Origin of the sequence: Microcoleus sp. T3_D1, from assembly GCF_036700405.1 — a bacterium.
Lineage (GTDB): Bacteria > Cyanobacteriota > Cyanobacteriia > Cyanobacteriales > Microcoleaceae > Microcoleus.
In genome coordinates, this window is the sequence record NZ_JAUBOV010000022.1 from 18,852 (window position 1) to 41,810 (window position 22,959).

Below are 22,959 nucleotides of genomic sequence, written 5' to 3' on the forward strand. Positions count from 1 at the left end.
CTTCAATGATTGAGTAGGTGCTAACTAATACGAAGAGTAGGCAAGATTGATTCAAAAGCAAAACGCCTGACTGTAATGGTGAGGATAGGCAGACAGAATCACGGTGATTTGGAAGATGAAGTTTCCAGTAGCAGTAAATATGTCTAATACGAGTTTAAAGACTACGGTGGAATGGCGTTCTATTAACTGGCGAAAGCTAGAACGTAGAGTGTATAAGCTGCAACAGAGAATTTATCAAGCCTCTCAACGTGGCGATGTAAAAACATATCGCAGACTCCAAAAAACGTTGATGAATTCTTGGTCAGCAAGAGCCATTTCGGTTCGTAGAGTTACCCAGGATAATTGCGGCAAAAAGACGGCAGGTGTAGACGGCGTTAAATCGCTGACTCCTAATCTCCGTCTTGCCTTGATAAATCAAATAAAACTGGGTTCTAAGGTCAGCCCGACCAGGCGTGTATGGATTCCCAAGCCTGGACGTGACGAGAAGCGACCTTTAGGAATACCTACAATGGATGACCGCGCCTTGCAAACGCTTGTCAAACTGGCATTAGAACCAGAATGGGAAGCGCGATTTGAACCAAACTCATACGGGTTCAGAGCCGGAAGGTCATGTCATGATGCAATCGAAGCAATCTTTAACTCCATCAGGTATAAACAAAAGTTTGTACTTGATGCTGACATATCGAAGTGTTTCGACTGTATCGACCATGAAACACTGCTTTTAAAACTGAATACATCTCCCACCATTCGCCGTCAAATTCGTGCATGGTTAAAAGCGGGGGTGATGGATGGTAAGCAGTTGTTTCCTACATCTGAGGGAACGCCACAAGGCGGATGTCTTTCGCCGCTTTTGGCAAATATAGCCCTCCACGGGATGGAAAACCGGATAAAAAGCGCCTTTCCTAGTGGCACAATTGTCAAGAAAGGTCAATACGCTGGCTATCAGCCAGGAGCTACTTTAATCAGGTACGCCGATGACTTCGTGATTCTCCATGAAGACATAACCGTTGTTCAAAGATGCCGGGAAATAATCTCGGAATGGTTAATGGGCATAGGCTTGGAATTAAAACCCAGTAAAACTCGGCTGACGCACACTCTTTCAACTTTTGTTGAGGAAAAGCCAGGATTCAACTTCCTTGGATTTAATATACGTCAGTTCCCCAAAGGGAAACACCATACAGGTAAAAATACGAAAGGGGAATTACTCGGTTTTAAGACCATCATTACCCCAAGTCAAGAAAAAGTGAAGGCACATTATGACCGTCTGTCAGATGTAATTGACTCCCATAAGTCAGCACCGCAAGCGGCGCTAATTAAGCGACTAAACCCTATCAGTAGGGGTTGGGCTAACTTCTATTCGACTGTCATAAGTAAGGAAATCTACGCTCAGTTAGATGACCTAGTGTATCAAAAGCTTGTCTCTTGGGCACAATTCCGCCACCCAAAGAAATCAAAGGGATGGGTGTCAAAGAAATATTGGCACTCCATAGGCGATGATAACTGGGTATTTGCAACCACTGAAGTTGGGAAAAACCCACTTCGGTTACTTGACCATGCCCGCATTAAAATAGTGCGTCATGTAAAAGTCAAAGGCAAATTGTCCCCATTTGACGGGAATCTGGTTTATTGGAGTACAAGAATGGGCAACAACCCAGAAATGCCTACAAGAGTCTCATCACTCTTGAAATGGCAAAAGGGAAAATGCGCCCACTGTGGATTGTTTTTCCGTGAAAACGATGTGATGGAAATTGACCATATTATCCCCAAATCGCAAGGTGGAAAGGATGATTATAAAAATTGGCAACTTCTACACAGACATTGCCACGACACAAAGACTACCAGTGATGGCAGTCCTGGCAGAAAATCTGGCTGTAACAGTGCCGAGCCTAAACCACCCTCCGAACTGAATTGGTTTTGGGATGAGGATATGTTGGTAATGAGGAATGCGTGACAAGCACCAAGTCACTGAGGAGCCGTGTGAAGAGAAATTTTCACGCACGGTTTTGGAGAGCGGCGGCTCTCGTGAGAGGGTCGCCGACTTTAATAGGTCGGCGCACGACGCACAAAAAATTCTGTTCAACAATCTACGCTCTTACTGCAATGGAATAGAGAAGCGAGTTATCGAACTCGATATCGAAAAATGCTTCGACAGGATAAGCCACACTAGCATAATGGAACGACTCATCGCCCCAAAAGGCGTCAAGACCGGAATATTCCGCTGTCTAAAAGCAGGAGTCAATCCAGAATTTCCAGAACAAGGAACCCCGCAAGGGGGCGTGGTAAGTCCATTATTAGCCAATATCGCTCTCAATGGGATTGAGGAAATACATCAATCAGTCCGTTACGCGGACGACATGGTAATAATTCTGAAGCCTAAAGATGACGCAGTGGCAATACTTGATAAAGTCAGCGAATTTCTGGCAGAACGAGGCATGAAGGTTAGTGAAAAGAAAACTAAGCTAACAGCTACGACAGATGGATTTGACTTCCTCGGTTGGCATTTCAAAGTGCAAAACAACGGGAAATTTAGATGCGTTCCATCAGCGGACAATTTTAAAGCATTTCGTCAGAAGGTAAAATACATCGTTAACAACTCGAATTATGGTGCCACGGTCAAAGCTGAGAAATTAGCCCCTGTGGTTAGAGGTTGGAGAAATTACCATCGCTACTGTAAGTTAGATGGGTCACGGTTCTCGCTGTGGTTCCTCAACAATAGAGCCTTCAAGGTATTCAATAAGGAATCGAAACAGAACCGTTATACTGTCACGAAATTGATAGAAAAAGCTTTCCCGGCGGTTCCTTACTCCGAACACAAATTTGTCAATGTCAAAGGGGAGAAATCTCCCTACGACGGAGATATAGCCTACTGGAGTGAGCGTAACAGCAAGCTCTATGACGGCGCAACCTCTAAAGCTTTAAAACGGCAAAACCATAAATGTGGAAAATGTGGCTTAAAAACGCTAGGCGATGAAAAGGTACATCTGCATCATGTAGATGGTTGCCATAGTAATTGGAAAATAAATAACCTTCTAGCGGTTCACTCTCATCTGCCACGATTATCTCCACATGAGCAAAGGCGCAAGCCAAGAACATCGGGAGCCGGATGCGGGGAAACCAGCACGTCCGGATCTAATTGAGAGGTGCGGAGAATAATATCTCCCATCGACTCAACCGGTTTAGTTTCCCAAAAATTGAGGTGTTGGTGGCGATCGCGGAACCATGATTGCAATCTTCGAGATTTCACAACAAATCCCCTCTGATTGTTTGCAGCTTAAATTCCCTAGCATTCCGCATCTGCCAAGTTAAAAAATTCAAATGCTTCAAATTGGTAGACGATTTGATCGTATTTTAGTAAGCAGTTCTAAAACTTTCCTCTCTCTACAGGAATAAGTTGAAGGATAGGATGCGATCGCTTGCATCAGATTTCAGACTATAAATCTAGCGGTACACTTCACTCTCCAAGCATTGGTCTTACCTGCAATCTCTAGAAGTTCTAATTAGAACTGCTATAAATAGATATCCGAACAGGACTATACTGCTCTTTTTACCGCTCGGCTTGTTCACGTGTTAATAACAAAGCTTTTTGGATGGCTGCTTTTCCTTCTTCCGTTCTGTCTACAGCATTGAGTACAAATCCCAGGTTATAGTAAGCTGCCGCATAGCTTGGATCGAGGTCGATCGCTTCTTCAAATGCTGCAATTGCTGCATCAAATCGACCTTGATTACCAAGTATTTGTCCGAGGTATTGATATACAACAGCCGAATTGGGTGCCAGTTCTGTGGTGCGCTCAAGTACGGTGATAGCATCTTCGTATCTGCCCTGCTTATTCAAAGCAATACCTAAATGGTAATGTGCAGCAGCAGATTGAGGAGCAACCTGAATTGCCTGTTGAAAATTAGTAATTGCCTCGCCGTATCTCTCTAGATTTACAAGTACCATACCAAGACCAACAAAAGACTGTGGTTGGCTCGAATCAATCTCGATCGCTTTTTGATAGACTGTCATAGCCTCGGAAAATCTTTGCCGCTCGGCTAGTGTGGCAGCCATATTCAGGTAAGCTGCTGAATAATTAGGGGCAATCCTAATAGCGTTTTGGTAGGCCCAGATAGCTTTCTCACCTTGACCTTGATAATCCAAAGCCATTCCTAGCTTGAGGTAGACATACGCATTATCAGGATCGTGCTTCAGAAAACGCCTCCATATTGACTCAGCCTCAACATATTCACCAGCTTGCTGTGCTAAATCTCCGGCTTGAAATAGTTTTTCCCAATCCATAAATTTTCTCCCCCATGCAAAAGACCAATAACAGCATCAAGGTGGTGAGGGTCGTAGGGTTCAATTTGCATTCCCACATGAACTCCTGTTAAATCTGAAAGCTTTATCGAGCATACTACAATACTCTACAATGTCTGATAGCTTGGCTTTGAGTGCTTACAGATAACTTTTAGGCTACTTTCGCTGATTAACTAGCAATGACCCCTGTGGAGGGCGTGATGAAAAAAACAGGATTAGGTATTCAAGAATTACTGTATTATGAGCGATCGCAAATTCTCGCCATTGCCCAAAAGCACGGAGCCTACAATGTGCGCGTATTCGGTTCAGTAGCACGGGGCGAAGCGACCCCAGAAAGTGATATTGATTTGTTAGTGGATTACGATTTAGAGAAAATTACGCCTTGGTTTCCAGGTGGGCTTTTGCTTGATTTAGAACAACTGCTCAATCGCAAGGTCGATATCGCCACAGTAGATATGTTGAAAGAACGCATTCGCGAGCGCGTTTTGCAGGAAGCTGTACCACTTTGACACTCTCAGGGCTAAAGCCACTGAGATTCTGCTGACAGAATAACTCTAGTTATTACTAAAGTCTAATTCTCGCTACGGTGGCCAAACACCGTCTACCCAGTCGGTCAAGTTTTACACCTAACTTACTGGCTACTTTTCTTAGAATATTGCCCGCGCCATTCAGATCCGCGTTAATTATAGTTCCATCGGCAGAGCAATACAGCCCACGTTTAATGCGCTTTCCAGATGCTTTCCACCCAGACGGTTTTTCACCGTATTTGGGTAGGGAATCTCCATCAATAAAGCTAGCCTTGGACGTATACGCTTCTTCTGTTTCAGTGAACTTGATACCGTGCAAATTGCAAAGTTGCTTTAAGCGATCTTTCAATTTTCCCAAAGGCATTTGAACAAACTTTTGATTATTTAGTTTGCCCATATCAACATTGGACTTAAACCCTTGGTTCCATCCGATTACTAGATTGCCGATACCGTGTTTCAAACAATGGTCAACGATCAACTTTGCAGCTTTGTTGATACCATCGCGCATCTGGTGATTGCGCTTGCGGGTTACGCGGTCTAACCAACTGTCCCAATAACCCGTGGGCTTTCCTTCTTTTCTAGTCGCTACTTTCTTATTCCAAAGTTGATTCCTTGCCTTCATGGCGCGAGCATCAATCAAGAAAGAATTTCCGAGCGTGTCAATACAAGCTGCTAAGTTGTCAGCCGTCCCCAAGTCAATTGATAGAGCTTGATTGTAATCTAAATTATGTTGCTTACATTCTATTTCGTAAGACATTTCTAAGTAGAAAGCGCCATTCTTAGGGAGAATCGTGAACTCTTTAACCTTTGTGTAGTCAATATTTGACGGCATAGGTAAAAGGAAATCCGAAATTTCAAACCAGCGTCTAACTGTCAAGCCCAAGGAAAATCGCAACTGATTGCCAATTAATGCTGGTTTTAATCCTCCAGAATTTGGGTATGCCACTTTGAACAATTTAGATCCTGTTAGATAGCCCGGAGGTTTAGGTCTAAAGTGCAATTGACCTTCGTTATACAAGGATCTTAACTCTTTGAAACCTTTAAAAGCCTCTGCAACCGACATTAAAGTTTGTTGCATGGGTGTCGAAGGCAGAGACTTGGCAACCATCGACTTAGAAATTGATGGCTCAAAAGACAAGTCAAATTTTCCAGTCAACAGTTTTCCTGTTTTGAAAAGTGTTTGACGAGCGAAGTAAACAGCACTATTGTACAGCTTGCCGGATTGCCGACAAAGATATTGTAATACGGCTTCAACTTCTTTGGTGGGAGACAGCAATACTTGCTGCACTCCCATTGTTTTTTTGACTTTAGTCACCTCTTTTTCCCGAAATTTAGTTGATTTATTTAGTTTAGGTGAGTATAGTGGATAAGTCAATTCATAACAACAAAACTTTATGTTGCTACTTCCTGAGTACCAGACTCACAACCACGTCAAATTCCTACTTAATTACCATTTTGTGTTTATCCCCAACGCCGGAAAAAAGTTCTGGTTGGCAGTGTAGCAACTAAGCTGCGTGAAATATTTTTAGCACTTTCAATCGAGAAAGGTTGGGATATTTTAGCTCTGGAAGTAGCGCCAGATCACGTACACTTATTTGTGGCAGTTAAGCCGATGGACACACCCGCATTGGTTGTTAAAGCCTTTAAGGGACGTTCTAGTCACAATTTAAGGGCTGAATTTCCCGAATTAAAAAAGCTGCCATCTTTATGGACGAGCAGCTATTTTGTTAGTACCGCAGGCAATATTAGTAGTGAAGTTGTTAGGAAATACATCGAAGATCCGCATCACTCTGCTAATTAAGAAAGACACGGGGACTGAAGTCCCCCGAGTCGCTTCCCACGAGCGGGCTGAAGCCACTGAGTTTCCCGCATCCCGTATTAATTTTTATGAGGCGGGAAGCGGAACGGCTGCAAGATATATTAGATGCAATAGCCGCAATTGAGCGATATGCTAGCCTTGGCAGGCAGGCATTTGACAACCAAGAATTAATCCAAATTTGGATTGTTCATCACCTGCAAATTATTGGAGAAGCAACAAATGCGTTATCCTCCGAGTTAACAGGTCGATATTCGTCCGTGCCTTGGGCGCAAATTGTAGCGTTTAGAAACCTTGTAGTGCATGAATATTTCAGAGTCTCGCTAAACCTAGTTTGGGCGATCGTACAGAATAATTTACCTCCGTTGAAGGTAACAGTAGAACAGATTTTACAGGAGTTGCTAGATACGTGAGTTTAGCACTATTGTATTGTAGGGAACGAGCGCTCTCGCAGTGTTTGGTCGTTCAAGCTCCTATTAATTTTCTCACTCCTTCAAGATAGAAAAGCCGGAGACGTTCGCTAAAAGTAGTAAAGTCAGGCTCGCCGTTTAAAGGAGTCCTTAACAGTTCAACTTGCTCTCCATTTACCTCTGCCAACAAAACGAGTTCGTTTCCTGTTGCAGATCCTATAAACTTAGGAAAAAAAATATTGGGTAAAAATTCGTTGGTAATGCCGTGACTTTGCGAGAACCTTAGTTTAGCCCAGTCTATTTTAACCCGAACAATACCGCGATTTTTAAAGTTTATTGCCTCTGCATCGTGAATTGTACCAAAGCCTTTGCCAAGTTCGCCTGCAACAGTTAGACTTACGTTATAAAGCTCTTTAACGAGCTGTTGAGCAAGTATTTTAAAAGACTGGCGTTGGGCGTAATCAGATGAAGTTGATACTTTATTTTGGATGTGAGCAATATATTGTTCGGCATTATGAATGCTCTGATTTGCAGAAATGCAATCTGTTAAGGCTTGTTGTAGCTCGGGTATAGATTGCCAGCGGTAGTCGATTTGAGTTCCAAATGCTCTGTCAAAAATTCTATTCACTTTAGCCAGTAAATCGGAAGGGATTTTCGACAAAGCTTTTTGACTTTCCGGTCTTTGATGGGGCATTCTTCCTTCATGGTCGAGCAAAGTGACCGGAGGTGAGCCGACGATCGCAAAAAATAAAATCCCGCAGCATTGTGTAATATCCGCTCTGGGGTCGCGCTGCATACTGCTATTTACCTGAAGCTCGGGAAGTGCTAAGAATCTGTTTCCAAGCTGCTGCCAAGCGGGCGTCAAAGTAGTATTGTCAGTATCAGATTCGTTAAATGATATGCCAAAATCTATAAGAACTGGAGCGCTGATGTCATTGCAGCGGATGATAATGTTGTCCGGTTTGATATCTCGGTGTACAATGCCAAGTTTGTGACAGTATTGTACAGTCTCTAAAAGTTTCAGAACAAGATTAACAGCATCCGCAATTCCCATAGAGGGAGCGGGGTCTAGAATTTGTGAAAGTGTTTTTCCTTCAATAAATTCACCAATCATGTAAAGCGGAACATCGGAATCAAATTGATCGGAATTCGATTCAATCAAACGCGGGATGCCGGGGCAATCGAGGGTATTTAACGCAGCAACCTCTCTGTGCATTCTCCTGCGCCTTTCAGAAGCTTTCTGATTTTTGAGTATTTTCAATACAAAAGTCTGATGCGGAATAGGAGAATCTTTAGGTTGAACGAGAAAAGTATCTCCTTGCCCGCCGCCTCCAATCGGCCTGACAATTTCCCATTTTTCATCCCAAGGTTTGTTTTTCTGTTTGCTCATAATCTTTAAAGTGTGGGTTGAGGCAGATGATTGCTTAGAACCGAATTAGCAGCATTCATATAAAAATCTTCGGAAGCTTTGTCTTGGCATAATACAGTATATACTACACACTCCTGGGTGTCAGCAACGCTGACGAGGGTATCGGATCGATCGGTGAGGAAAAATTAATTGCTACTTTTTAATTTTGGTAATAGCTGTGGCGATATCTTTAAGTTTTTCCACAATAGCATCAGTTCCTTTGTCCGAACTGAGATTTGGTCCCAATTGACGTTCGATATCAACTTCAAAACTTTGGTTATATGTGCGGTTTGCAATATCAGAATAAGTCAATTTTAGGTTGAATGGGGGCAATTCGACCCGGCCTATCATCATCAGAGAAATATCAAAAAATAAAGGAAATTGTTCTGATATAAATGGACACCGTAGAGAAAAACTTTCGTCTAATTGTGCGACGGTGATGGATTTTGGCAGCATATCAGCTTGAACGCAGACATTAATCGCAGAGGCCGCGTTCAACGCAACGATACCGAGTTGAATGACTTTGCTATTTCCCGGCTTGAGGCGGACAATGTGGCTGAGTAACGGTGTTCTCAATCCCCGCCGAGCGCGAATGGCTTCGACAATAAAGTGACCCGCCGGAACAGTATGCGCTCCCGCCCTAATGTAGTAACAGTGGTCGTGAGCCATGTGCGGGCCTATTTCACTGTCGCCAAAGCCAATTAGAAATACTCCTTTTCCAGATTCAATATTAAGACCACAGCCACTATTTTCAATGCTGTGTATCACATAACAAGATTTAGGCATTACTTGTGAAATTGCCTGATCGATCCAATCCCGTCGTGACTGCCGACCCACGTTAAGAGATATTCCTCCATCAGGCTGACCGTTCTCATCTACTCCGACAACAAACAATCCACCCCCGCTATTCCAAAACCCCGAAGCTGCTTTGGCAATCTTATCGCCGAGTTCTTTATCCTTTTTAATTGCACTGCTTTTATACTCGTGTCGGTCATCTTCGGCATCAGGAAGAAACTCAGATAAATCTTGGTCTGAAAGTGTGCGAATATCGTTGGGCTTGTGACGGGTCAAACATTCAAGGTACTTTGAGGATAAAATAAACAAATTCAAAAAACTAGCGTAGTTGTATGAGCGATCGCACTTCTGGTCAGTTAATCCCATCTGGCAAGTACAAATCGTCACCGGGCAATCTCCTGCCCGTAATCTCTTGCCGGTTCTCCAACATAACTGACTCAAAAAATTCCCCAAACCGCAGATTGTACTCAGGTTCAGTACGCTTGATGCTGAATGCTGCGTCAGCCCGCCGTTCGATAGATTCTGCCATGCTAGCTTGAACTAAAGCTTGAGCTTTTACGTTGCCTTTGGTTGCTTCATTGAGCCAGTATGCTGTAGCTAATGCAATGGGAATAGGCTTGATTAATTGAGCGTTGCCTTCCACTGGAATGCTTTGGGCTTGTGTAAAATTGTATCCGCCAAAAGGCAGAGCTAAAGCCGATTTCCCAGCGAGAAACTTAGTTAATGCGTTACCCTTTTTATCCACCGCGTTCATAACTCCAATCGCATCGACTTTGTAGCCGCCGTCGGGTAGTTGATAAACATGAAGCGGAATCGCACCTAAAAGGATGGTGGCAGAAATAGCTTTAACTGTCATTTGTTACTTCAAATAAATTACAATTGCCAAAGATTAGCCTGTTTTTGACTAATTAATCAACGATATCTCTGAGCAAATAATTTAGTTTGCGGACTACCGAACCTAGCAAGTAGTGTTTGCTCTACATAGAGCAATCCACCGCAGAAAGCGATGACTTAAAACTTCGCGTTGGCTGTCCTAGGTCGCAGAACTTCGACATTCAGCTCTAGTTTTTCTCCCAGCCACAAAGAATGTAGAGTATGGTCTGCCACATCGTCCCCTGTTTCGGGATGGACGAGAATATCTAACCCCTCGCGGTGGAGCATCAACCAAGGAACGACTTTGCCAAACTGCGGGGGTAAAAACGCAACTTGATACATCGCTTGAGAGTGAGGGCCAATGGGTTTATCGTGCCAACGCCCTAGCTGCACCTCAAACTGAGCCAATCCTTCGCGTACACGCTCCGCAGCATCACGGCTATCGCTGTCAAAGTAAATATGTGCGTGAAAACCAACAATTTCGATGGTGTCTGCTTTCATGATTTTCAGTGGGGTATTATGGGGAGGTTCATTGCAGCCAAATCCAACAAAGAAGTATACCTTAGCTTATTAATTTTACTTGCGAGTAAACATTACTCTTTCACAATACCGCCTATATTTAAGGGTGAACTAATGACTCAAGAAAACAACTGGTTTGAGACAGCACGATTGGGAATGTTTGTTCATTGGAGTCACAGCAGCCAGTGCGGGTACGAATTATCTTGGCCCTTGGTCGGAGGCGTCTTTAGCTTGCCGTACTGCCAAGATGTCCCGGTAGCGGACTATCACCGCACCGCCCAAACTTTCAATCCGACTGAATACAACCCTCAAACTTGGGCTAATTTAGCAAAACGCTTGGGGATGCAGTATGTGATTTTGACGGCTAAACATCATGATGGGTTTTCCTTATTTCATACCCAGCAATCCGACTTTTCTATCGAGTATGCGCCGTATAAAAAAGATATTGTCCGAGAATTTGTGGACGCGATGCGGGCGGAGGGTTTGCGAATTGGGTTGTATTTTTCCTTGATTGACTGGCATTACCCTGACTACCCGGCTTTCACAGAAGCCGACAAACCGTATCAGTTTGGGAAGTTTCGACAGCCGACGAATTCTCAGTGGGAGCGCTACCTTGAATTTATGTTCGCTCAAGTCAAAGAATTGTTGAGCAACTACGGAAAGATTGACTTGCTTTGGTTTGATGGCGGTTGGGAGCGAAAACCAGAACAATGGCAAGCTAGACAGCTAAATGAAATGATTCGCTCGCTGCAACCGCATTTGCTAATCAACGATCGCCTCCCTGGATTTGGAGACTTCGATACCTGCGAACAATTCATTCCCCCCCAACCGCCTCAACGTACTTGGGAAGCTTGCCTAACTTTGAATGAAAGCTGGGGTTACAACCCTCTATGACACCCAATTCAAGTCACCTCGCCAACTTATTCATACCCTCTGTGAAGTTGCAGGTAAAGGCGGCAATCTGCTGTTGAATGTCAGTCCTATGGGCAATGGGCAGATTCAATCTGAACAATTGGATTTGTTGCAATTGGTAGAAGCATGGATGGCTGTTCATGCCCAGAGTATCGTAGGAACACAGCCTGGACTGGAACCTTGGCAATTCTACGGCCCTTCTACTCGGCGGGGCAATTGCTTTTACTTATTCTTGCTGATGAAGCCCTACGATTCAGTAACAGTAAGAGGTGTACCCATTAAACGGATTCAAGCCGTTTCTAAAGTCGCTGGAGGGGAATCATTACAATACTCAACTCGCTGTGCCATTGTCGATTCTATGTTAAGTCCCGATCCTCTTGGGGAGTTAACGATTCAAGTGCCCTCGCTTGCCCTCGATTCCTATGCTACGGTGATTGCAGTTGATATTGCTCCAGCCAACGATACAATCCGCAAGATTTGACCAGTTTCGCGATCGCACTTCTTCACTTCCTACCCCCGTCGCCTTTGGCATCCAACTCAACATCACTCAGCATTTTGGGTGCCCTTTCGTACAAACCCCGCAGCACGACCTTGACATTAGGACACGCGAAATAATTAGTTAGTTTGCCGATGCAATGGGGGCTCGGGTTGCGTTCATATAAAGTGTAGCGACCGCATTCTTCGAGATTGGGGGCATGGTTGGTGTTGGGTTTGGTTCGGTTTCTCCCAAAATTGGCGTATTGGTGGCGATCGGCAACAAGTTTGGTAATAGATTGGTCATGGTGACAATAGAACTTGCCAAGCCTGACACTCCGCTTATTTCCGAATATGTTAACCGTGGATAAAAACTTGAAAACTTTGTCGGTTTTTTTACCGATTCTAGCACTGGGCATGGCTGCCACACCTGCACGCGCAGGCAGAATTGAGGGAGCATCTGTTTCCTGTTGGTTGCTTCGTCAAGACAAAGTAGAACTTAAACAAACCTGCATCTATGAGTCGGTTTCTTGGGCTGGAGGCGGAGGAAGGACTTTGCGTTGGGAAGATGGCGTACAAACAAAAATGACGTGGGGATTACAAGGGCGTGGAGAAAAACCTTGTGCCGAGGATAGCATGAGCATAGATGGTGTCTGCGGGGTGGTATATTTCCGCCATCCCACCACCTTACAACGGATTTCTGAAGAAGAGAGCTACAAGCGCGCCATAAACCGCCAACTGGCCGTGACCTGTGTCCAAGTACAAGATAAATCAATCTGCTGGCTATTTAGATTAAATTAATCACAAAGAGAGAGGTGAGTGTTAAAGTTACATTCGCCGAAGTACCAAAAATATATCAAATCTCATACCAAGTTGCGTTCAGACGTACAATCATGAGTGATACCAAGTTGGGGTATAAACTATAATTCCATGAATAAAAAACACTTTTTGCTGATACTCTGTCTGTTGCTACCAAGCCTAGTCATAGGCTGCAAGCAGCCAGAAACCTCTCAACAAACATCAAGTCCGTTTGCCGCCACACAAACCACCACCATCCCAGGTTGGAAAAAGTTTGAGGGACGCGGTGCCCAATTGCAGTTACCGGAGAGTTATAGGGGCGGAGATATCAGCAAAAATCTGGACGTGGTGGTTCAAGAGCTGGAATCTTGGGGACCCTACTATCAGCAGGTAGCTCAGTCTCTCAAACAGAATCCATCCGCATACGCCATTTGGGCTCATGACTCGAAGGTGGGTAAAGCCGGTTTTCTGACTAATGTCGCTATTGCTGTAGAGTCAGTTGGATCTACAGTGACGACAGATACATACTTGGATATGATTACCAAACAATTACCTAGCGAAATTCGTGTCGTGGAGCAGAAGAAGGTATCGCTTGGCGGCTATCAGGCAGGTCAGATTGGGACAGAAACAATAATTCCGAATGGAACATCTGTCAAACAGATAGTCTACACGATTAAGCAGGGAAGCAATATGTGGACTGTTGCATTTACTACCAGTGCTGAGGAATTTGAAGAGCGCATACCCTCGTTTCAACAAAATATTAACACGTTCTCAGTGAGCGATTAGCTCAACTTTTTTTCCAGCGAACATTGTATGCCTGTTGTATAATCAGATGGGGTGCTTTATGGTAGTAAATTATTGAGTCTTTGCACGAGTATACTTTTTGTTTCGGAGTGAAAAGTGTTTCATAATTACCTAAAGTTTTTTAGGGATAGTTGCTTAATTAACACTTGTAACTGTACTGTAATCAATTATGTTTGTAAGTGCGAGCGCACTTATCTAACCCGCTGCTCTCTCGATGTTAACTCACATCCTCTTCCACGCTGCCGCCGATCACCTCCAACTCAACATCACTCAGTATTTTGGGTTTCATCTCATACAAATCATTCAGCACGGCTTTGACATCAGGAAACACAAAATACTCCGTCAGCTTGCCAATCCGGTAATTAAAGGGTTGATATCGGTGCTTGAAGTACAGTTCGACATTCCCCCGGTGTTCCCACAATCCCAGCAAATTGACAACCACATCCGAGTAATGCGCTTTCACATCCCGCTGCACTTCGGCGATTCTCTCCTCGATCGATCGAGTTGTCACCCCAATTTTATAGAAGCAGTGGCCGTCCGCTTTGACCTCCAGGAAATAGAGCGAATTCACCAGAATCCGACGAAGCTGCGCTCGATAAATCAGCAAATCAGCCCGCCGTTCTTCCAAGCAAGATAACCCCGCAGCTTCAGCAATCTCTACAGAGCCTTCTAACTTCATTAACTCTGATAGCAGCAAGGGTTCTTGGACTTTGTTGAACAGCGCCAGGGGAAGCGCGCCGACGGGGATTTTACCCAAGTCGGTAAAGTGATAAGAGCGATCGCCCTCCGACTCCACCAATCCTTTGAGTTCCCACCGAAAGTTTACCAAGTCTTTGGGAATCGATCGCTTTTGGGCCCCGTACTCTTTCCACAGCACTTTCAATTGCTCCAATTCCTCTCCCTTAAGTTGCACGTTGAAATTATCGTAGAGGGGCAGCGAGGGAAACGCTTTGGTTTTAATCCGCTGCGAGACTGGTTTGCAAGTTTCCTCAGTGTGCGCGAAGTGATGTTCTTTCACTGACCCCTTTTTTGCTGTCAATCCGCCACCGCAGTAGAGACAAGTTAGCTGAGTTTTTCCGCGCACAACCTCATCAATGCTCGTCAGTTCGCCACTGAGAGCAACACCAAATTTTAGCCACATTGTCAACAATTCTCCTAAAAGCAGGTTTCGTAGATGCACCCGCTCCACATGACCGACAATTCTAACAACAAATCCAGGGGTTAGGGCTTCTGCCTTGGGGAAAGAAAGCTCTAGGCACTCGATGCTCTTGATGCGTGACTTTAATCCTTGCATCCAAAATCTAAAATCTAAAATCTAAAATCTAAAATCTAAAATTGCTCGTCACCAATCAGGAATTTCTTGGGCCGTGTCGTCTGATAGGTCTTGTGACAGTTGCTCTTTCGGTAACGGCACAGCAGGCAATTCATGCTCTAGACCGGGAAATGTACCTTTTCCGGTGTAGGAAAGCATCGATAAAGAGGCGATCGCTCCTTTGACTTGATCCGGCTTCACTTCTAAGTAGTGCTGCAACTGTTCGAGGTTGTTGTGACCGCTGATTTCTTGAATAATCCGCAGCGGAATTCCGGCGTTGCTCATCTGGGTAAGGGCGGTGCGACGGAAGCTGTGGGTGGATGCTCCCTCGATGTCAGCTCGCTCGAACGCTTTTCTCAAAAGCTTGTCCGCTGAGTCGGGGTGCAAATGCTTCCAGTGGTGGGCAGGGTGGCGGCCGGGAAATAAATAAGTCTGGCCAGCGTTGGGTTTCCAAGATGTCAGAAGCGATCGCAAATCTTCAATGACGGGAATCGTTCGGGTTTGGATCTTGCCTTTGGTGTTGGCTTTGCGGAAGTTGATTGTAGGTCGGACTGTACCTCTGGCAGTGTAAATATCGATGACTTCCAGGGAACAAGCTTCGGCAATCCGACAAGCGGTATAGAGACAAACCCCAAACAAGGTGCGATCGCGCGAGGTTTGCAAACCTTTGTTGAACAGCAGTTCGATTTCCTCCTGCGTAAGGATTTTTGCTTGTCCGTGCCGTTCTATCTTCATGCTTGGTGTATACCGACCCTACACCTGAGAGTTTGCCGCAAATACTGCATTACTGCATCGTTCGGGGTATTTCTTAATGCGGTGGGTAAGCGGGGTCAAGGGGAAAGAAGAGGCGATCGTAGATTCGGTGAGGAACAATCGCTATCAGGTATTCTAAAAATAAATGATGTTGGAAAGTTCATCGGAAAACACCCCTCGAATGATTGTTCGCGATCGCCAGGGACAAGAATACCGATTGCAAGTAAACGGGGACGAAGACTCATATTTTCTTGCCAAACTCTTGTACCGCAACAGCGAAGTCGGTAGTCTTCAATGCGTTTTTTATCCACCTGATAAGTTGATGATAGGCGATATCTTGATTCGCGACGATGTAATTCACGCTCCAGAGCACTTAGGGGCAGCTCTTTTGAGGGTGCTAGTTAAGCCCAAACCAATCGATTACCGTCGCAGCTACAGATCTAACCCTATCGGTACTATTGTTAAACCCAGAGAGTTAATGACTGATTATTGGTACAATGAGTCCGATGAAAGATGCAGAGCTTATATTACAAATACTTGGGTGGAAGCTAGAGAATTATTTGAGGAAGCTGCAATCAAGAAAGGTAAACGTCTAAATCTTTCCATCTGGTTATTGGCTCTAGCAACTATTGCCTTTGCTCTGAATATTATTATAGCAAGTGTTTTTACGGGTTCAATTTTTCATAATAATTAAAAAAAGACATCACCTTTTTCAATCCGCCTGAAAAACTTCGCTCCTGCAATACAATTGTGGAATCTATGCCCTCGATCGAGATTGCACCATGCCACCAATACCAACAGTCACCGTCAAATCGGGATACAAGCCGCAATCTATCGATACCAGCATTGAAGCTGACGTGCTGGTGTTTCAACTACTGCTAGACAAAAAAATAGACACAATGCTAAACAATAAATTAGTGGCTGAGTTCGCAGAGTTCGAGGAGCGGCTGGGAAAATTGAGCGCCTGAACGATCGCAACGAAGAGACATCGCGAGGGCAACAACTCGCACAAACTCAAGAGATATAAGACCGACTTGACAGAGGTTGGGGAAATCTTAGAAATACTAGGAGGGGATATCAATTAATGAATAGTAGATTTTCTTTCTGGCTTTGTTATGTCAAATTACTGGTTTGTGATTCAGCTAAAAATTCCGGTCATGGGGATTTAGTCTATTGCTCACTGCCCGCAGAAAACTATAGGGATTTAGTGACTTTCCAGAATGAAAAATTAAAGATAATTGCTATTTTTAATTTTCATCCTATGAATCATTGTGCTATCGCAGAGATTGAGGAACCCGAACAACTTGCAGCCTCTATAAAGGTTTTAATAGTTGGAGATAATCGTTTAAATTTTAGCGGAGCGGCTATGCGGTTTATTATAAAATTTAATTTGGTTGCATATTATGGGTTTGATGTAGAAACCACAATGCAAATCGCTGTTAATAAGCAAGTGGATATAATTATGGTTAATACAGCTTATTCGGGTAAATACAATGATAAACAAGTGAATGGGGTAGAGATTGCCAAAATGTTAAAGCTTAACCCGGAAACCGCACAACTTCCCGTTATTTTAAACCTGCGCGGTCAACTCATGGTAGGTGACCAGGAGAGATACTTCGCAGAAAGTGGTGCTGATGATGCCATTCGATTACAGCCTGAGAGTTGGGAACTCCTTGTCAAAAAAATAAAAGATAACCTCCCTAAAGATAACCTCCCTGCGGACGATTCTAGTCTAAACACGAGAATTAATAAAAACAGAGTTAGCGGTTACCAGCCAGTTAAAATACAAGAAGAAAAAGAATCTGTATTAGACTTTATAGCTTTTAAAATCTACCAACTCATGCTGATAACTGGTGGATCTATTTATTTAACTTATGCTTTTTTACAACGTTACAACCCATTTAGGAAATGATGTAAATAACTTGTTTAAGTTTAACTTAGGAGTTAACTCATTTACCATAGCATTAATATGTCTTGCCGGCGTTGGGTTTCCAAGCTGCCAAAAGGCTTCGCAAGTCTTTGATTGCGGGAATGGTGCGGGTTTGGAGTTTGCCCTTGGTGTTGCCCTTGCGTCCGTTGATTTCGGGGCGGACTTTCCCTTTGGCAGTATCAATATCTGCAACGGACAGCGAGCACGCTTCGGCGATGCGGCAGGCGGTGTAGAGACAAACTCCAAACAAGGTGCGATCGCGTGAGGTTTGCAAACCTTCGTTGAACAAGAGTTCGATTTCCTGTTGAGTGAATATTTTGGCTTGTCCGTGTCCCTCTATTTTCATGCAGGCGTGTATACTCGACCCGATGCTCCAAAGTCTTGCATACTTACTGCATTACTGCATCTGTCGGGGGTAGTTCTTAACGGGACTTCAACAAAAGCCGCGACTAAAATAGCTTCTAACCAAGACCGAGAAAGACTTTCAGATTGAATCGGCATGAATCTCTTGTTAATATTGAACCTAATGATTGACTGAAATCAGCATTAATCCGGTCTTATTTACTTATGAGGTAATTGCAATGGCAACATTTAGGGAACGCTTTGAAACTAGAATGACTCAATGGTTAAATAACGAAAAAAGCGATACAGAAGTGTTTCCGCTGGACTATGACCGTGTTAGGGCTTATTTATGGTCTAGTGTCGAAGCTAGAAAAACCGAAGAAGCTAGTTCTAATATCACACTGTTTGGAGGTGCAAATTACAGAGCACTTGGCAGTGATAACTACAATAATATGCTGAGAAAGCGAGAATGCTGCACTGGTTGCGTTGAAACTTACAAACTAGAAAACTTATCAATGTGTGTCGAATGCGATCGCGTCTATTGCTATCGTTGTGCGGATAGTTCTTGTTACTGCGGTGGAGAATTGGTCGGTTGAGCATACCTGAATCTGCTTGAAGGTGAGACAACTTGGAAGCAGCAGAGACGTTCCACCAGAACGTCTCTACTACCCGGTTTTGATTGAAAAGAGAACTTCTTGCTTCTGGCAGGGATGGCGATCGTTCTCGTCTTTATTTGCGTTGCGCTCGCATTCCCACTGTCCCGTCATATTGAGTGCAGACACTTTCTTCGCTACCTGTAAAAGCAGGAACGTGGTGGGAACCTTCATTTACGCCAAGATATGATGCGGAGTATCAACTTATCAAATAAGTTTGCAACAAAAACTAATACAATCCTGGACTCACCAACTCTATCTATTTTGGGAATAGCAGCTCATTCCTTGATATACTGGGTTTCATCAGGATTGAAAATTAATTGTGGTTTGAAGTCTGACGTTATAGTAAGAATGCACACACCGGAAGCAAGCTAGTTCAGATGAAATTTTCGTTGGAACAGATGTACCCTAACATAGCCCGTTGGGTATACGAACATGAAGGCTGGATTGAAATCGGCGCGAGCGCAGAGAGTCCTTTAACATCTTTTGTGCGAGCGATCGATTGTGGTGGGATGCTGTGGTTCGGAAAAGATAGCTATGAGAGCCTAGATGAAGCGCTGCAAGATTTAGACGCGGGATTGGCAGTTGTACTGAAAGAGATTTACGGTGAATGAAACAAAACAACCAACAACGTGCTACTGCCAATAAAATCAAAAAGTGGATTCAAGCCACTAAGGAAGTTGAAAAAGCTCGACTTGCTATACCGATAACCAGGTTGACGAGTATCAAAAGTCTGTGTACCGATACAGTTGCTGCCCAAAAGTTTGCGATCTACATTGCTCAACGGGTACAACAACAGATAAATCAGGCGACTTGTCCCGAACACTTCACCAGTGAAGAATGGGCACAGCAACAACAGTTAGTGGATGAGGCAATTTCACTGATGCAAAGTTACTTAGAAAGTCCTAGTTACGAAAGCAGGCAATCTCTCAGAAACTTATTGAGAGACATTGATGGCTTGTAAGGGGATGACTACCGTAATTTTAGGTGGGCAACGGTGCGCTTTGTCCGCAGCGGAGATTTATTAAAGCTAGAGTATGCACTGCGGTGTTTCGTAGAGACAGATTTTCCCTATTGGACTTACAAACTAGCTAGAGAATATGTAGAAGGCTATGGATTGCAGTCTGGTTCGGGTATCGTGGCTGAATCAGTACCCATGTTGTTGGAGGTAGCAGAATTTTGGTGTCAGTATTATTTCGATCTGAGTTTGAGCGAGAAATTTCCCGATGGGGGCGATCGCTCCGATCGACCCAACCCGTGAGAATTTTCAGATGCAGATTGAGGGTTTGTTAAGCCTGCAACCCCTAAGATTGTCAAACTTGCCATTAAACTAAATCGTCTGAGTCACACTTTAGAGTTTTCCTATATTTTCCAAGCGTAAGAAATGCAGTCGTTCCGATGCTTCACCAGCTACAATTGTGACTTTATCGGACGCAACGGTGCAGCAAAATAAGGCTGAAAGTAGCGAAGCGATCGCCTCCCCACTTTCTCTCATCCCAGACTTTTAGGGTGTTAACGAAGTTAGTCAATTGAGTGTCCGTGACTTTGACCCGATGAGTAAGACGCAAGCGGATATGGGGTAAAAGACGCGGCACGAGCGTCGGAAGTAGTGGACTTGGGCGTGGCGACTGTTCGGGCGATCGCCGATTGGTTAGAAGCAAGGGGAAGTTGCGCGCACGATAGCCCGCTTTTTATAGCACTTGACTCCGCCCACAGCGGACACAGACGCAAGTGACGATGGTATCTGCAAGATGGTTGTTCCTCACAGGGAAAATGCTGGCTCTTGCAGAAATGCAAAATTTAGTAGGAAATCCAGGTTCATCTGCTTACATTGAAGTTGCTTCCCATAACAGTTTCAGCGATAAGGCAATTAGTTTGATTTGTGACAATGAGTTTTTAAGGAAAGAGATAAATCCTACTTGCAAAATTTGTAATGGAGACATTATCTACGGTTAAGTTGTGATTTTAGGCACTTCGCTCGAAGCCGAAGATTTCGCTCTTTTAACCAAAGAGCAAACTGAAATTATCCAAGCTGAAATTCGATGAGTTTGTCGTAAATAAAGCGCTTTACCGGGTCGCTCCCGGCTACTGATTATGCAAAAGTTGGGATAAAATAGAAACTAGAGAATCTATCAACAAACTTTGCTCAGAAAAACGGGATGCTTCCCAGCAAACAGTTTATCTCGACTTGGCATAACTGCCTAAGTCTTCATCCAAAATTATCTTGCCAATTTTCTGATATTCTCGTCGGGTAGCGCGAAGGAGATGGGACATCGTGACCTCTACACCTTCGGCAGCAGCAAGAAATGCGGCAGCTAAGGCGATATTGCGGATATTTCCGCCAGCTATCTCGAAGCGACGCGCCATAAATTCCAAATCTACATCTGCACTTCGAGGGGTAGAAGCGGGAAAAATCTTTTGCCAAATTTGGTATCGTTCGGCTTCTTTAGGAAAGGGAAATCCGATAATAAAACTCAATCGGCGGGTAAAGGCATCGTCGATATTATTGCCTAAATTGGTGGTGAGAATGGCGATGCCTTCATATTCTTCCATTTTTTGCAGGAGGTAGCCGATTTCTATGTTGGCGTAGCGATCGCGCGCGTCTTTGACTTCGGAACGTTTGCCAAATATGGCATCGGCTTCGTCAAATAACAGGATGGCGTTGGATGTGGCGGCGGCGGTGAAGATGCGATCGAGATTTTTCTCGGTTTCGCCGATATATTTGCTGACGATTTGGGATAAATCTATTTTATAGAGGTCGAGCTGCAATTCGCGGGCGATCGCTTCGGCTGCCATTGTTTTACCTGTTCCGGGCACCCCTGTAAACAGCGCGTTTATCCCTTTTCCCATAGAAAAGTGATTGTCAAATCCCCACTCGGACAGGACTTTCGATTGATGTTGAGCCCGATCGCAGATTTCACGCAAGTGCGTTTTTTGCTCCTCTGGCAGGACAATATTTTCTAAGCGATATTTGGGCTCGACTTTGCGGGCGAGTAGGGTGAGGTCGTGACCGGATTGGGTGCGGGCGGCTGCGAACAATTCTGCTAAATTGGGTTGGGTGTCGTTCGTCCCTTCTGTGCAAATGCGATTGCCAGCGATGGCGATCGCATCGGCAATCCGATCGCTCGTCAGGCGAAAGCGATCGGCAATAGCATATAAGTCGGAATCTGTCAAGGAAATTCCCGCATCTGCGAGGTGAGTTTGCCAGATGTGGCGGCGCTGGTGAAAATCGGGGAGTGTGAAGGGTACGGTGACGACTCCCATAGCGCCGGTTGTTGGGTTCCAGTGTTCGGTTCCGGAGAGGATGGTGAGAGTTGCGGGGGTGGAAAGCAAGGAGTCGCAGGCTATAGTGCGATCGCTTCCCGATAAGTTATCCCATCCGTCCAGATAGAGGAGGGCATTCTGAAAGTGAGCTTCTCGCCTCAGCAGTTTGAGGGTGGGTTCGAGTTCGGATTTGAGGTTGGCGGTGAGGCGGGAGAAGTCGGCGGCGAGTAAGGGGGTGTGGAGTTCTCCCGCTAGTGCTTCGGCGGCGCTGCGTTTGCTGCTGGTATCGGTTCCTTGGAAGTAGAGGCAGCGGGGTTGGGGGTTTTGGGCGATGGCGCTGAGTTTGTGCTGGAGTTCGGGGTTGAGGAACTGTTCGCTGAGGGTGTGGGTGGGGGGTATGAGGTGGCAAAAGGGGGCGAGGCGGCGATCGAGTCCGCTGTTTCCCATGAGGTAGCGGACGATTTGGGCGTCGAGGTGGAGGGTGTGGGCGAGGAGGGGGGTGGGGATGTCGGGTTGACTGTGGAGGTGGAGGAGATGGTGGCGGATCAGGGGGGCGTCGGGGGAAAAGCGATCGCGCTGTTGCAGTTTGTCGGCGGCGGTGGTGCAGAGGAGGTTGAGGGCGAGATCGACGGTGGGTTGTTTGGCGCGAACGTCGTCTTGCAGGTAGGCGTAGAGGCGTTCGTAGCGGCGATCGAGTTCGGGGGCGAGGGCGATCGCGAGGATATCTAAGTCGATGGTAGCAAGCTGGTATTGGCGCTGCAACCATGCTAACCGCGATGTTGCTGGGGGGGATGCGGTTTCTGGGGCGGCGGCGGCAAATAAGGGTTCGGCGGGATGGCGTTGCAGCAGGCGATCGACTTCTTCTAGGCTGATTTGCAGTCCTCGGTAGGGTGCGGTGGCGGGATTGGGACTGTAGTGGGACTCGGCGAGGAGTACGGCTTTGTGGATCAGGGTGTCAATGCGGTTGAGCCAGGGGAGTAATTCTTCGAGGGGGGTGGTGTTTGCTTCGCCCATTGTGCGGGGGGTAAGGGATGAGTTTGGGTTGTGCGGATAGAGTTGGATGCGCTTTCTTTGG

The 22,959-nt window shown here is 45.1% G+C and carries 28 protein-coding genes and 1 pseudogene; 18 read left to right on the forward strand and 11 right to left on the reverse strand.

Going from position 1 to position 22,959, the window contains the following annotated elements; translation table 11 throughout:
* Positions 1–139 precede the first annotated feature (139 nt).
* A complete protein-coding gene (gene ltrA / locus QT992_RS12395; protein ID WP_333335729.1) occupies positions 140–1,951 on the forward strand; it encodes a group II intron reverse transcriptase/maturase in 1,812 nt (603 codons plus the stop codon).
* Positions 1,944–3,137: a reverse transcriptase domain-containing protein gene (locus QT992_RS12400; RefSeq protein WP_333335645.1), complete on the forward strand. Its 1,194-nt coding sequence runs from the start codon at positions 1,944–1,946 to the stop codon at positions 3,135–3,137. Before ltrA ends, QT992_RS12400 begins: the two co-directional genes overlap by 8 nt.
* 407 nt (positions 3,138–3,544) lie before the next feature.
* Here QT992_RS12400 and QT992_RS12405 read toward each other — a convergent pair whose 3' ends face one another.
* Positions 3,545–4,276 (reverse strand): tetratricopeptide repeat protein, encoded by a 732-nt coding sequence (locus QT992_RS12405; protein WP_333335642.1) that lies wholly within the window; start codon positions 4,274–4,276, stop codon positions 3,545–3,547.
* A 218-nt stretch (positions 4,277–4,494) separates the two neighbouring features.
* Between QT992_RS12405 and QT992_RS12410 the strand changes: the two genes are divergently transcribed.
* Complete coding sequence (locus QT992_RS12410; protein WP_333335640.1) at positions 4,495–4,803, forward strand: nucleotidyltransferase domain-containing protein; 309 nt, start codon at positions 4,495–4,497, stop codon at positions 4,801–4,803.
* A gap of 55 nt (positions 4,804–4,858) precedes the next feature.
* Here QT992_RS12410 and QT992_RS12415 read toward each other — a convergent pair whose 3' ends face one another.
* Positions 4,859–6,136, reverse strand: coding sequence for a transposase (locus QT992_RS12415; protein ID WP_333335637.1), 1,278 nt, complete (start codon positions 6,134–6,136; stop codon positions 4,859–4,861).
* 79 nt (positions 6,137–6,215) lie between these two features.
* Between QT992_RS12415 and tnpA the strand changes: the two are divergent.
* Positions 6,216–6,622, forward strand: a pseudogene (gene tnpA, locus QT992_RS12420) (IS200/IS605 family transposase).
* An 86-nt stretch (positions 6,623–6,708) separates the two neighbouring features.
* Positions 6,709–7,050: a HepT-like ribonuclease domain-containing protein gene (locus tag QT992_RS12425; RefSeq protein WP_333335634.1), complete on the forward strand. Its 342-nt coding sequence runs from the start codon at positions 6,709–6,711 to the stop codon at positions 7,048–7,050.
* A 52-nt stretch (positions 7,051–7,102) separates the two neighbouring features.
* On the opposite strand, the gene QT992_RS12430 is transcribed toward QT992_RS12425, so the two are convergent.
* From QT992_RS12430 to QT992_RS12445, 4 genes are all read right to left on the reverse strand, one after another.
* Positions 7,103–8,437 (reverse strand): serine/threonine-protein kinase, encoded by a 1,335-nt coding sequence (locus QT992_RS12430; protein WP_333335630.1) that lies wholly within the window; start codon positions 8,435–8,437, stop codon positions 7,103–7,105.
* 171 nt (positions 8,438–8,608) lie between these two features.
* Positions 8,609–9,616, reverse strand: a complete 1,008-nt coding sequence (locus tag QT992_RS12435; RefSeq protein WP_333377053.1) for an ATP-binding protein — start codon at positions 9,614–9,616, stop codon at positions 8,609–8,611.
* Positions 9,603–10,106 (reverse strand): hypothetical protein, encoded by a 504-nt coding sequence (locus QT992_RS12440; protein WP_333335624.1) that lies wholly within the window; start codon positions 10,104–10,106, stop codon positions 9,603–9,605. The genes QT992_RS12435 and QT992_RS12440 overlap by 14 nt, the downstream gene beginning before the upstream one ends.
* Before the next feature lie 155 nt (positions 10,107–10,261).
* Positions 10,262–10,624, reverse strand: a complete 363-nt coding sequence (locus QT992_RS12445) for a DOPA 4,5-dioxygenase family protein (RefSeq protein ID WP_333335622.1) — start codon at positions 10,622–10,624, stop codon at positions 10,262–10,264.
* A gap of 132 nt (positions 10,625–10,756) precedes the next feature.
* Here QT992_RS12445 and QT992_RS12450 point away from each other — a divergent pair, with 132 nt between their 5' ends.
* From QT992_RS12450 to QT992_RS12470, 5 genes are all read left to right on the forward strand, one after another.
* Entirely contained in the window at positions 10,757–11,536 is a 780-nt protein-coding gene (locus tag QT992_RS12450) for an alpha-L-fucosidase (protein ID WP_333335618.1), read from the forward strand.
* Positions 11,508–12,035 (forward strand): alpha-L-fucosidase, encoded by a 528-nt coding sequence (locus tag QT992_RS12455; protein WP_333335615.1) that lies wholly within the window; start codon positions 11,508–11,510, stop codon positions 12,033–12,035. The genes QT992_RS12450 and QT992_RS12455 overlap by 29 nt, the downstream gene beginning before the upstream one ends.
* 214 nt (positions 12,036–12,249) lie before the next feature.
* Positions 12,250–12,399, forward strand: coding sequence for a hypothetical protein (locus QT992_RS12460; protein WP_333335612.1), 150 nt, complete (start codon positions 12,250–12,252; stop codon positions 12,397–12,399).
* Complete coding sequence (locus tag QT992_RS12465; RefSeq protein ID WP_333335609.1) at positions 12,392–12,829, forward strand: hypothetical protein; 438 nt, start codon at positions 12,392–12,394, stop codon at positions 12,827–12,829. The genes QT992_RS12460 and QT992_RS12465 overlap by 8 nt, the downstream gene beginning before the upstream one ends.
* A 129-nt stretch (positions 12,830–12,958) precedes the next feature.
* Entirely contained in the window at positions 12,959–13,612 is a 654-nt protein-coding gene (locus QT992_RS12470; protein WP_333335606.1) for a hypothetical protein, read from the forward strand.
* Between the two features lie 235 nt (positions 13,613–13,847).
* Here QT992_RS12470 and QT992_RS12475 read toward each other — a convergent pair whose 3' ends face one another.
* The gene (locus tag QT992_RS12475) at positions 13,848–14,924 is read right to left on the reverse strand and encodes a GIY-YIG nuclease family protein (RefSeq protein ID WP_333335603.1); all 1,077 of its coding nucleotides are present in this window, start codon (positions 14,922–14,924) and stop codon (positions 13,848–13,850) included.
* A gap of 48 nt (positions 14,925–14,972) precedes the next feature.
* Complete coding sequence (locus QT992_RS12480) at positions 14,973–15,677, reverse strand: site-specific integrase (protein ID WP_333335600.1); 705 nt, start codon at positions 15,675–15,677, stop codon at positions 14,973–14,975.
* Between the two features lie 199 nt (positions 15,678–15,876).
* On the opposite strand from QT992_RS12480, the gene QT992_RS12485 reads away from it, so the two are divergent.
* From QT992_RS12485 to QT992_RS12495, 3 genes are all read left to right on the forward strand, one after another.
* The gene (locus QT992_RS12485) at positions 15,877–16,389 is read left to right on the forward strand and encodes a hypothetical protein (RefSeq protein ID WP_333335597.1); all 513 of its coding nucleotides are present in this window, start codon (positions 15,877–15,879) and stop codon (positions 16,387–16,389) included.
* Between the two features lie 88 nt (positions 16,390–16,477).
* Positions 16,478–16,663: a hypothetical protein gene (locus QT992_RS12490; RefSeq protein WP_333335594.1), complete on the forward strand. Its 186-nt coding sequence runs from the start codon at positions 16,478–16,480 to the stop codon at positions 16,661–16,663.
* 116 nt (positions 16,664–16,779) lie between these two features.
* The gene (locus QT992_RS12495) at positions 16,780–17,607 is read left to right on the forward strand and encodes a hypothetical protein (protein ID WP_333335592.1); all 828 of its coding nucleotides are present in this window, start codon (positions 16,780–16,782) and stop codon (positions 17,605–17,607) included.
* 52 nt (positions 17,608–17,659) lie between these two features.
* On the opposite strand, the gene QT992_RS12500 is transcribed toward QT992_RS12495, so the two are convergent.
* Together QT992_RS12500 and QT992_RS12505 are read right to left on the reverse strand one after the other, a co-directional pair.
* Positions 17,660–17,971 (reverse strand): site-specific integrase, encoded by a 312-nt coding sequence (locus QT992_RS12500; RefSeq protein WP_333335589.1) that lies wholly within the window; start codon positions 17,969–17,971, stop codon positions 17,660–17,662.
* The gene (locus tag QT992_RS12505; RefSeq protein ID WP_333335586.1) at positions 17,968–18,126 is read right to left on the reverse strand and encodes a hypothetical protein; all 159 of its coding nucleotides are present in this window, start codon (positions 18,124–18,126) and stop codon (positions 17,968–17,970) included. Before QT992_RS12505 ends, QT992_RS12500 begins: the two co-directional genes overlap by 4 nt.
* A gap of 80 nt (positions 18,127–18,206) precedes the next feature.
* On the opposite strand from QT992_RS12505, the gene QT992_RS12510 reads away from it, so the two are divergent.
* From QT992_RS12510 to QT992_RS12530, 5 genes are all read left to right on the forward strand, one after another.
* Entirely contained in the window at positions 18,207–18,563 is a 357-nt protein-coding gene (locus QT992_RS12510; RefSeq protein ID WP_333335584.1) for a hypothetical protein, read from the forward strand.
* A 437-nt stretch (positions 18,564–19,000) separates the two neighbouring features.
* A complete protein-coding gene (locus tag QT992_RS12515) occupies positions 19,001–19,234 on the forward strand; it encodes a hypothetical protein (protein ID WP_333054257.1) in 234 nt (77 codons plus the stop codon).
* Positions 19,231–19,584, forward strand: coding sequence for a hypothetical protein (locus QT992_RS12520; RefSeq protein WP_333335581.1), 354 nt, complete (start codon positions 19,231–19,233; stop codon positions 19,582–19,584). The genes QT992_RS12515 and QT992_RS12520 overlap by 4 nt, the downstream gene beginning before the upstream one ends.
* 33 nt (positions 19,585–19,617) lie before the next feature.
* The gene (locus tag QT992_RS12525; protein ID WP_333335578.1) at positions 19,618–19,881 is read left to right on the forward strand and encodes a hypothetical protein; all 264 of its coding nucleotides are present in this window, start codon (positions 19,618–19,620) and stop codon (positions 19,879–19,881) included.
* A gap of 476 nt (positions 19,882–20,357) precedes the next feature.
* Complete coding sequence (locus tag QT992_RS12530) at positions 20,358–20,576, forward strand: hypothetical protein (protein ID WP_333335575.1); 219 nt, start codon at positions 20,358–20,360, stop codon at positions 20,574–20,576.
* 222 nt (positions 20,577–20,798) lie between these two features.
* Here the strand turns inward: QT992_RS12530 and QT992_RS12535 are convergent, their stop codons facing one another.
* The gene (locus QT992_RS12535; protein WP_333335573.1) at positions 20,799–22,898 is read right to left on the reverse strand and encodes an AAA family ATPase; all 2,100 of its coding nucleotides are present in this window, start codon (positions 22,896–22,898) and stop codon (positions 20,799–20,801) included.
* Between the last annotated feature and the right edge of the window lie 61 nt (positions 22,899–22,959).

Coding starts and splice junctions, on each gene's coding strand:
- ltrA (WP_333335729.1), top strand. CDS start 140: ATGTCTAATACGAGTTTAAAGACTACGGTGGAATGGCGTTCTATTAAC.
- QT992_RS12400 (WP_333335645.1), top strand. CDS start 1,944: ATGCGTGACAAGCACCAAGTCACTGAGGAGCCGTGTGAAGAGAAATTT.
- QT992_RS12405 (WP_333335642.1), bottom strand. CDS start 4,276: ATGGATTGGGAAAAACTATTTCAAGCCGGAGATTTAGCACAGCAAGCT.
- QT992_RS12410 (WP_333335640.1), top strand. CDS start 4,495: ATGAAAAAAACAGGATTAGGTATTCAAGAATTACTGTATTATGAGCGA.
- QT992_RS12425 (WP_333335634.1), top strand. CDS start 6,709: ATGAGGCGGGAAGCGGAACGGCTGCAAGATATATTAGATGCAATAGCC.
- QT992_RS12430 (WP_333335630.1), bottom strand. CDS start 8,437: ATGAGCAAACAGAAAAACAAACCTTGGGATGAAAAATGGGAAATTGTC.
- QT992_RS12435 (WP_333377053.1), bottom strand. CDS start 9,616: ATGGGATTAACTGACCAGAAGTGCGATCGCTCATACAACTACGCTAGT.
- QT992_RS12440 (WP_333335624.1), bottom strand. CDS start 10,106: ATGACAGTTAAAGCTATTTCTGCCACCATCCTTTTAGGTGCGATTCCG.
- QT992_RS12445 (WP_333335622.1), bottom strand. CDS start 10,624: ATGAAAGCAGACACCATCGAAATTGTTGGTTTTCACGCACATATTTAC.
- QT992_RS12450 (WP_333335618.1), top strand. CDS start 10,757: ATGACTCAAGAAAACAACTGGTTTGAGACAGCACGATTGGGAATGTTT.
- QT992_RS12455 (WP_333335615.1), top strand. CDS start 11,508: ATGAAAGCTGGGGTTACAACCCTCTATGACACCCAATTCAAGTCACCT.
- QT992_RS12460 (WP_333335612.1), top strand. CDS start 12,250: ATGGTTGGTGTTGGGTTTGGTTCGGTTTCTCCCAAAATTGGCGTATTG.
- QT992_RS12470 (WP_333335606.1), top strand. CDS start 12,959: ATGAATAAAAAACACTTTTTGCTGATACTCTGTCTGTTGCTACCAAGC.
- QT992_RS12475 (WP_333335603.1), bottom strand. CDS start 14,924: ATGCAAGGATTAAAGTCACGCATCAAGAGCATCGAGTGCCTAGAGCTT.
- QT992_RS12480 (WP_333335600.1), bottom strand. CDS start 15,677: ATGAAGATAGAACGGCACGGACAAGCAAAAATCCTTACGCAGGAGGAA.
- QT992_RS12485 (WP_333335597.1), top strand. CDS start 15,877: ATGATTGTTCGCGATCGCCAGGGACAAGAATACCGATTGCAAGTAAAC.
- QT992_RS12490 (WP_333335594.1), top strand. CDS start 16,478: ATGCCACCAATACCAACAGTCACCGTCAAATCGGGATACAAGCCGCAA.
- QT992_RS12495 (WP_333335592.1), top strand. CDS start 16,780: ATGAATAGTAGATTTTCTTTCTGGCTTTGTTATGTCAAATTACTGGTT.
- QT992_RS12500 (WP_333335589.1), bottom strand. CDS start 17,971: ATGAAAATAGAGGGACACGGACAAGCCAAAATATTCACTCAACAGGAA.
- QT992_RS12505 (WP_333335586.1), bottom strand. CDS start 18,126: ATGCCGATTCAATCTGAAAGTCTTTCTCGGTCTTGGTTAGAAGCTATT.
- QT992_RS12510 (WP_333335584.1), top strand. CDS start 18,207: ATGGCAACATTTAGGGAACGCTTTGAAACTAGAATGACTCAATGGTTA.
- QT992_RS12515 (WP_333054257.1), top strand. CDS start 19,001: ATGAAATTTTCGTTGGAACAGATGTACCCTAACATAGCCCGTTGGGTA.
- QT992_RS12520 (WP_333335581.1), top strand. CDS start 19,231: ATGAAACAAAACAACCAACAACGTGCTACTGCCAATAAAATCAAAAAG.
- QT992_RS12530 (WP_333335575.1), top strand. CDS start 20,358: ATGGTATCTGCAAGATGGTTGTTCCTCACAGGGAAAATGCTGGCTCTT.
- QT992_RS12535 (WP_333335573.1), bottom strand. CDS start 22,898: ATGGGCGAAGCAAACACCACCCCCCTCGAAGAATTACTCCCCTGGCTC.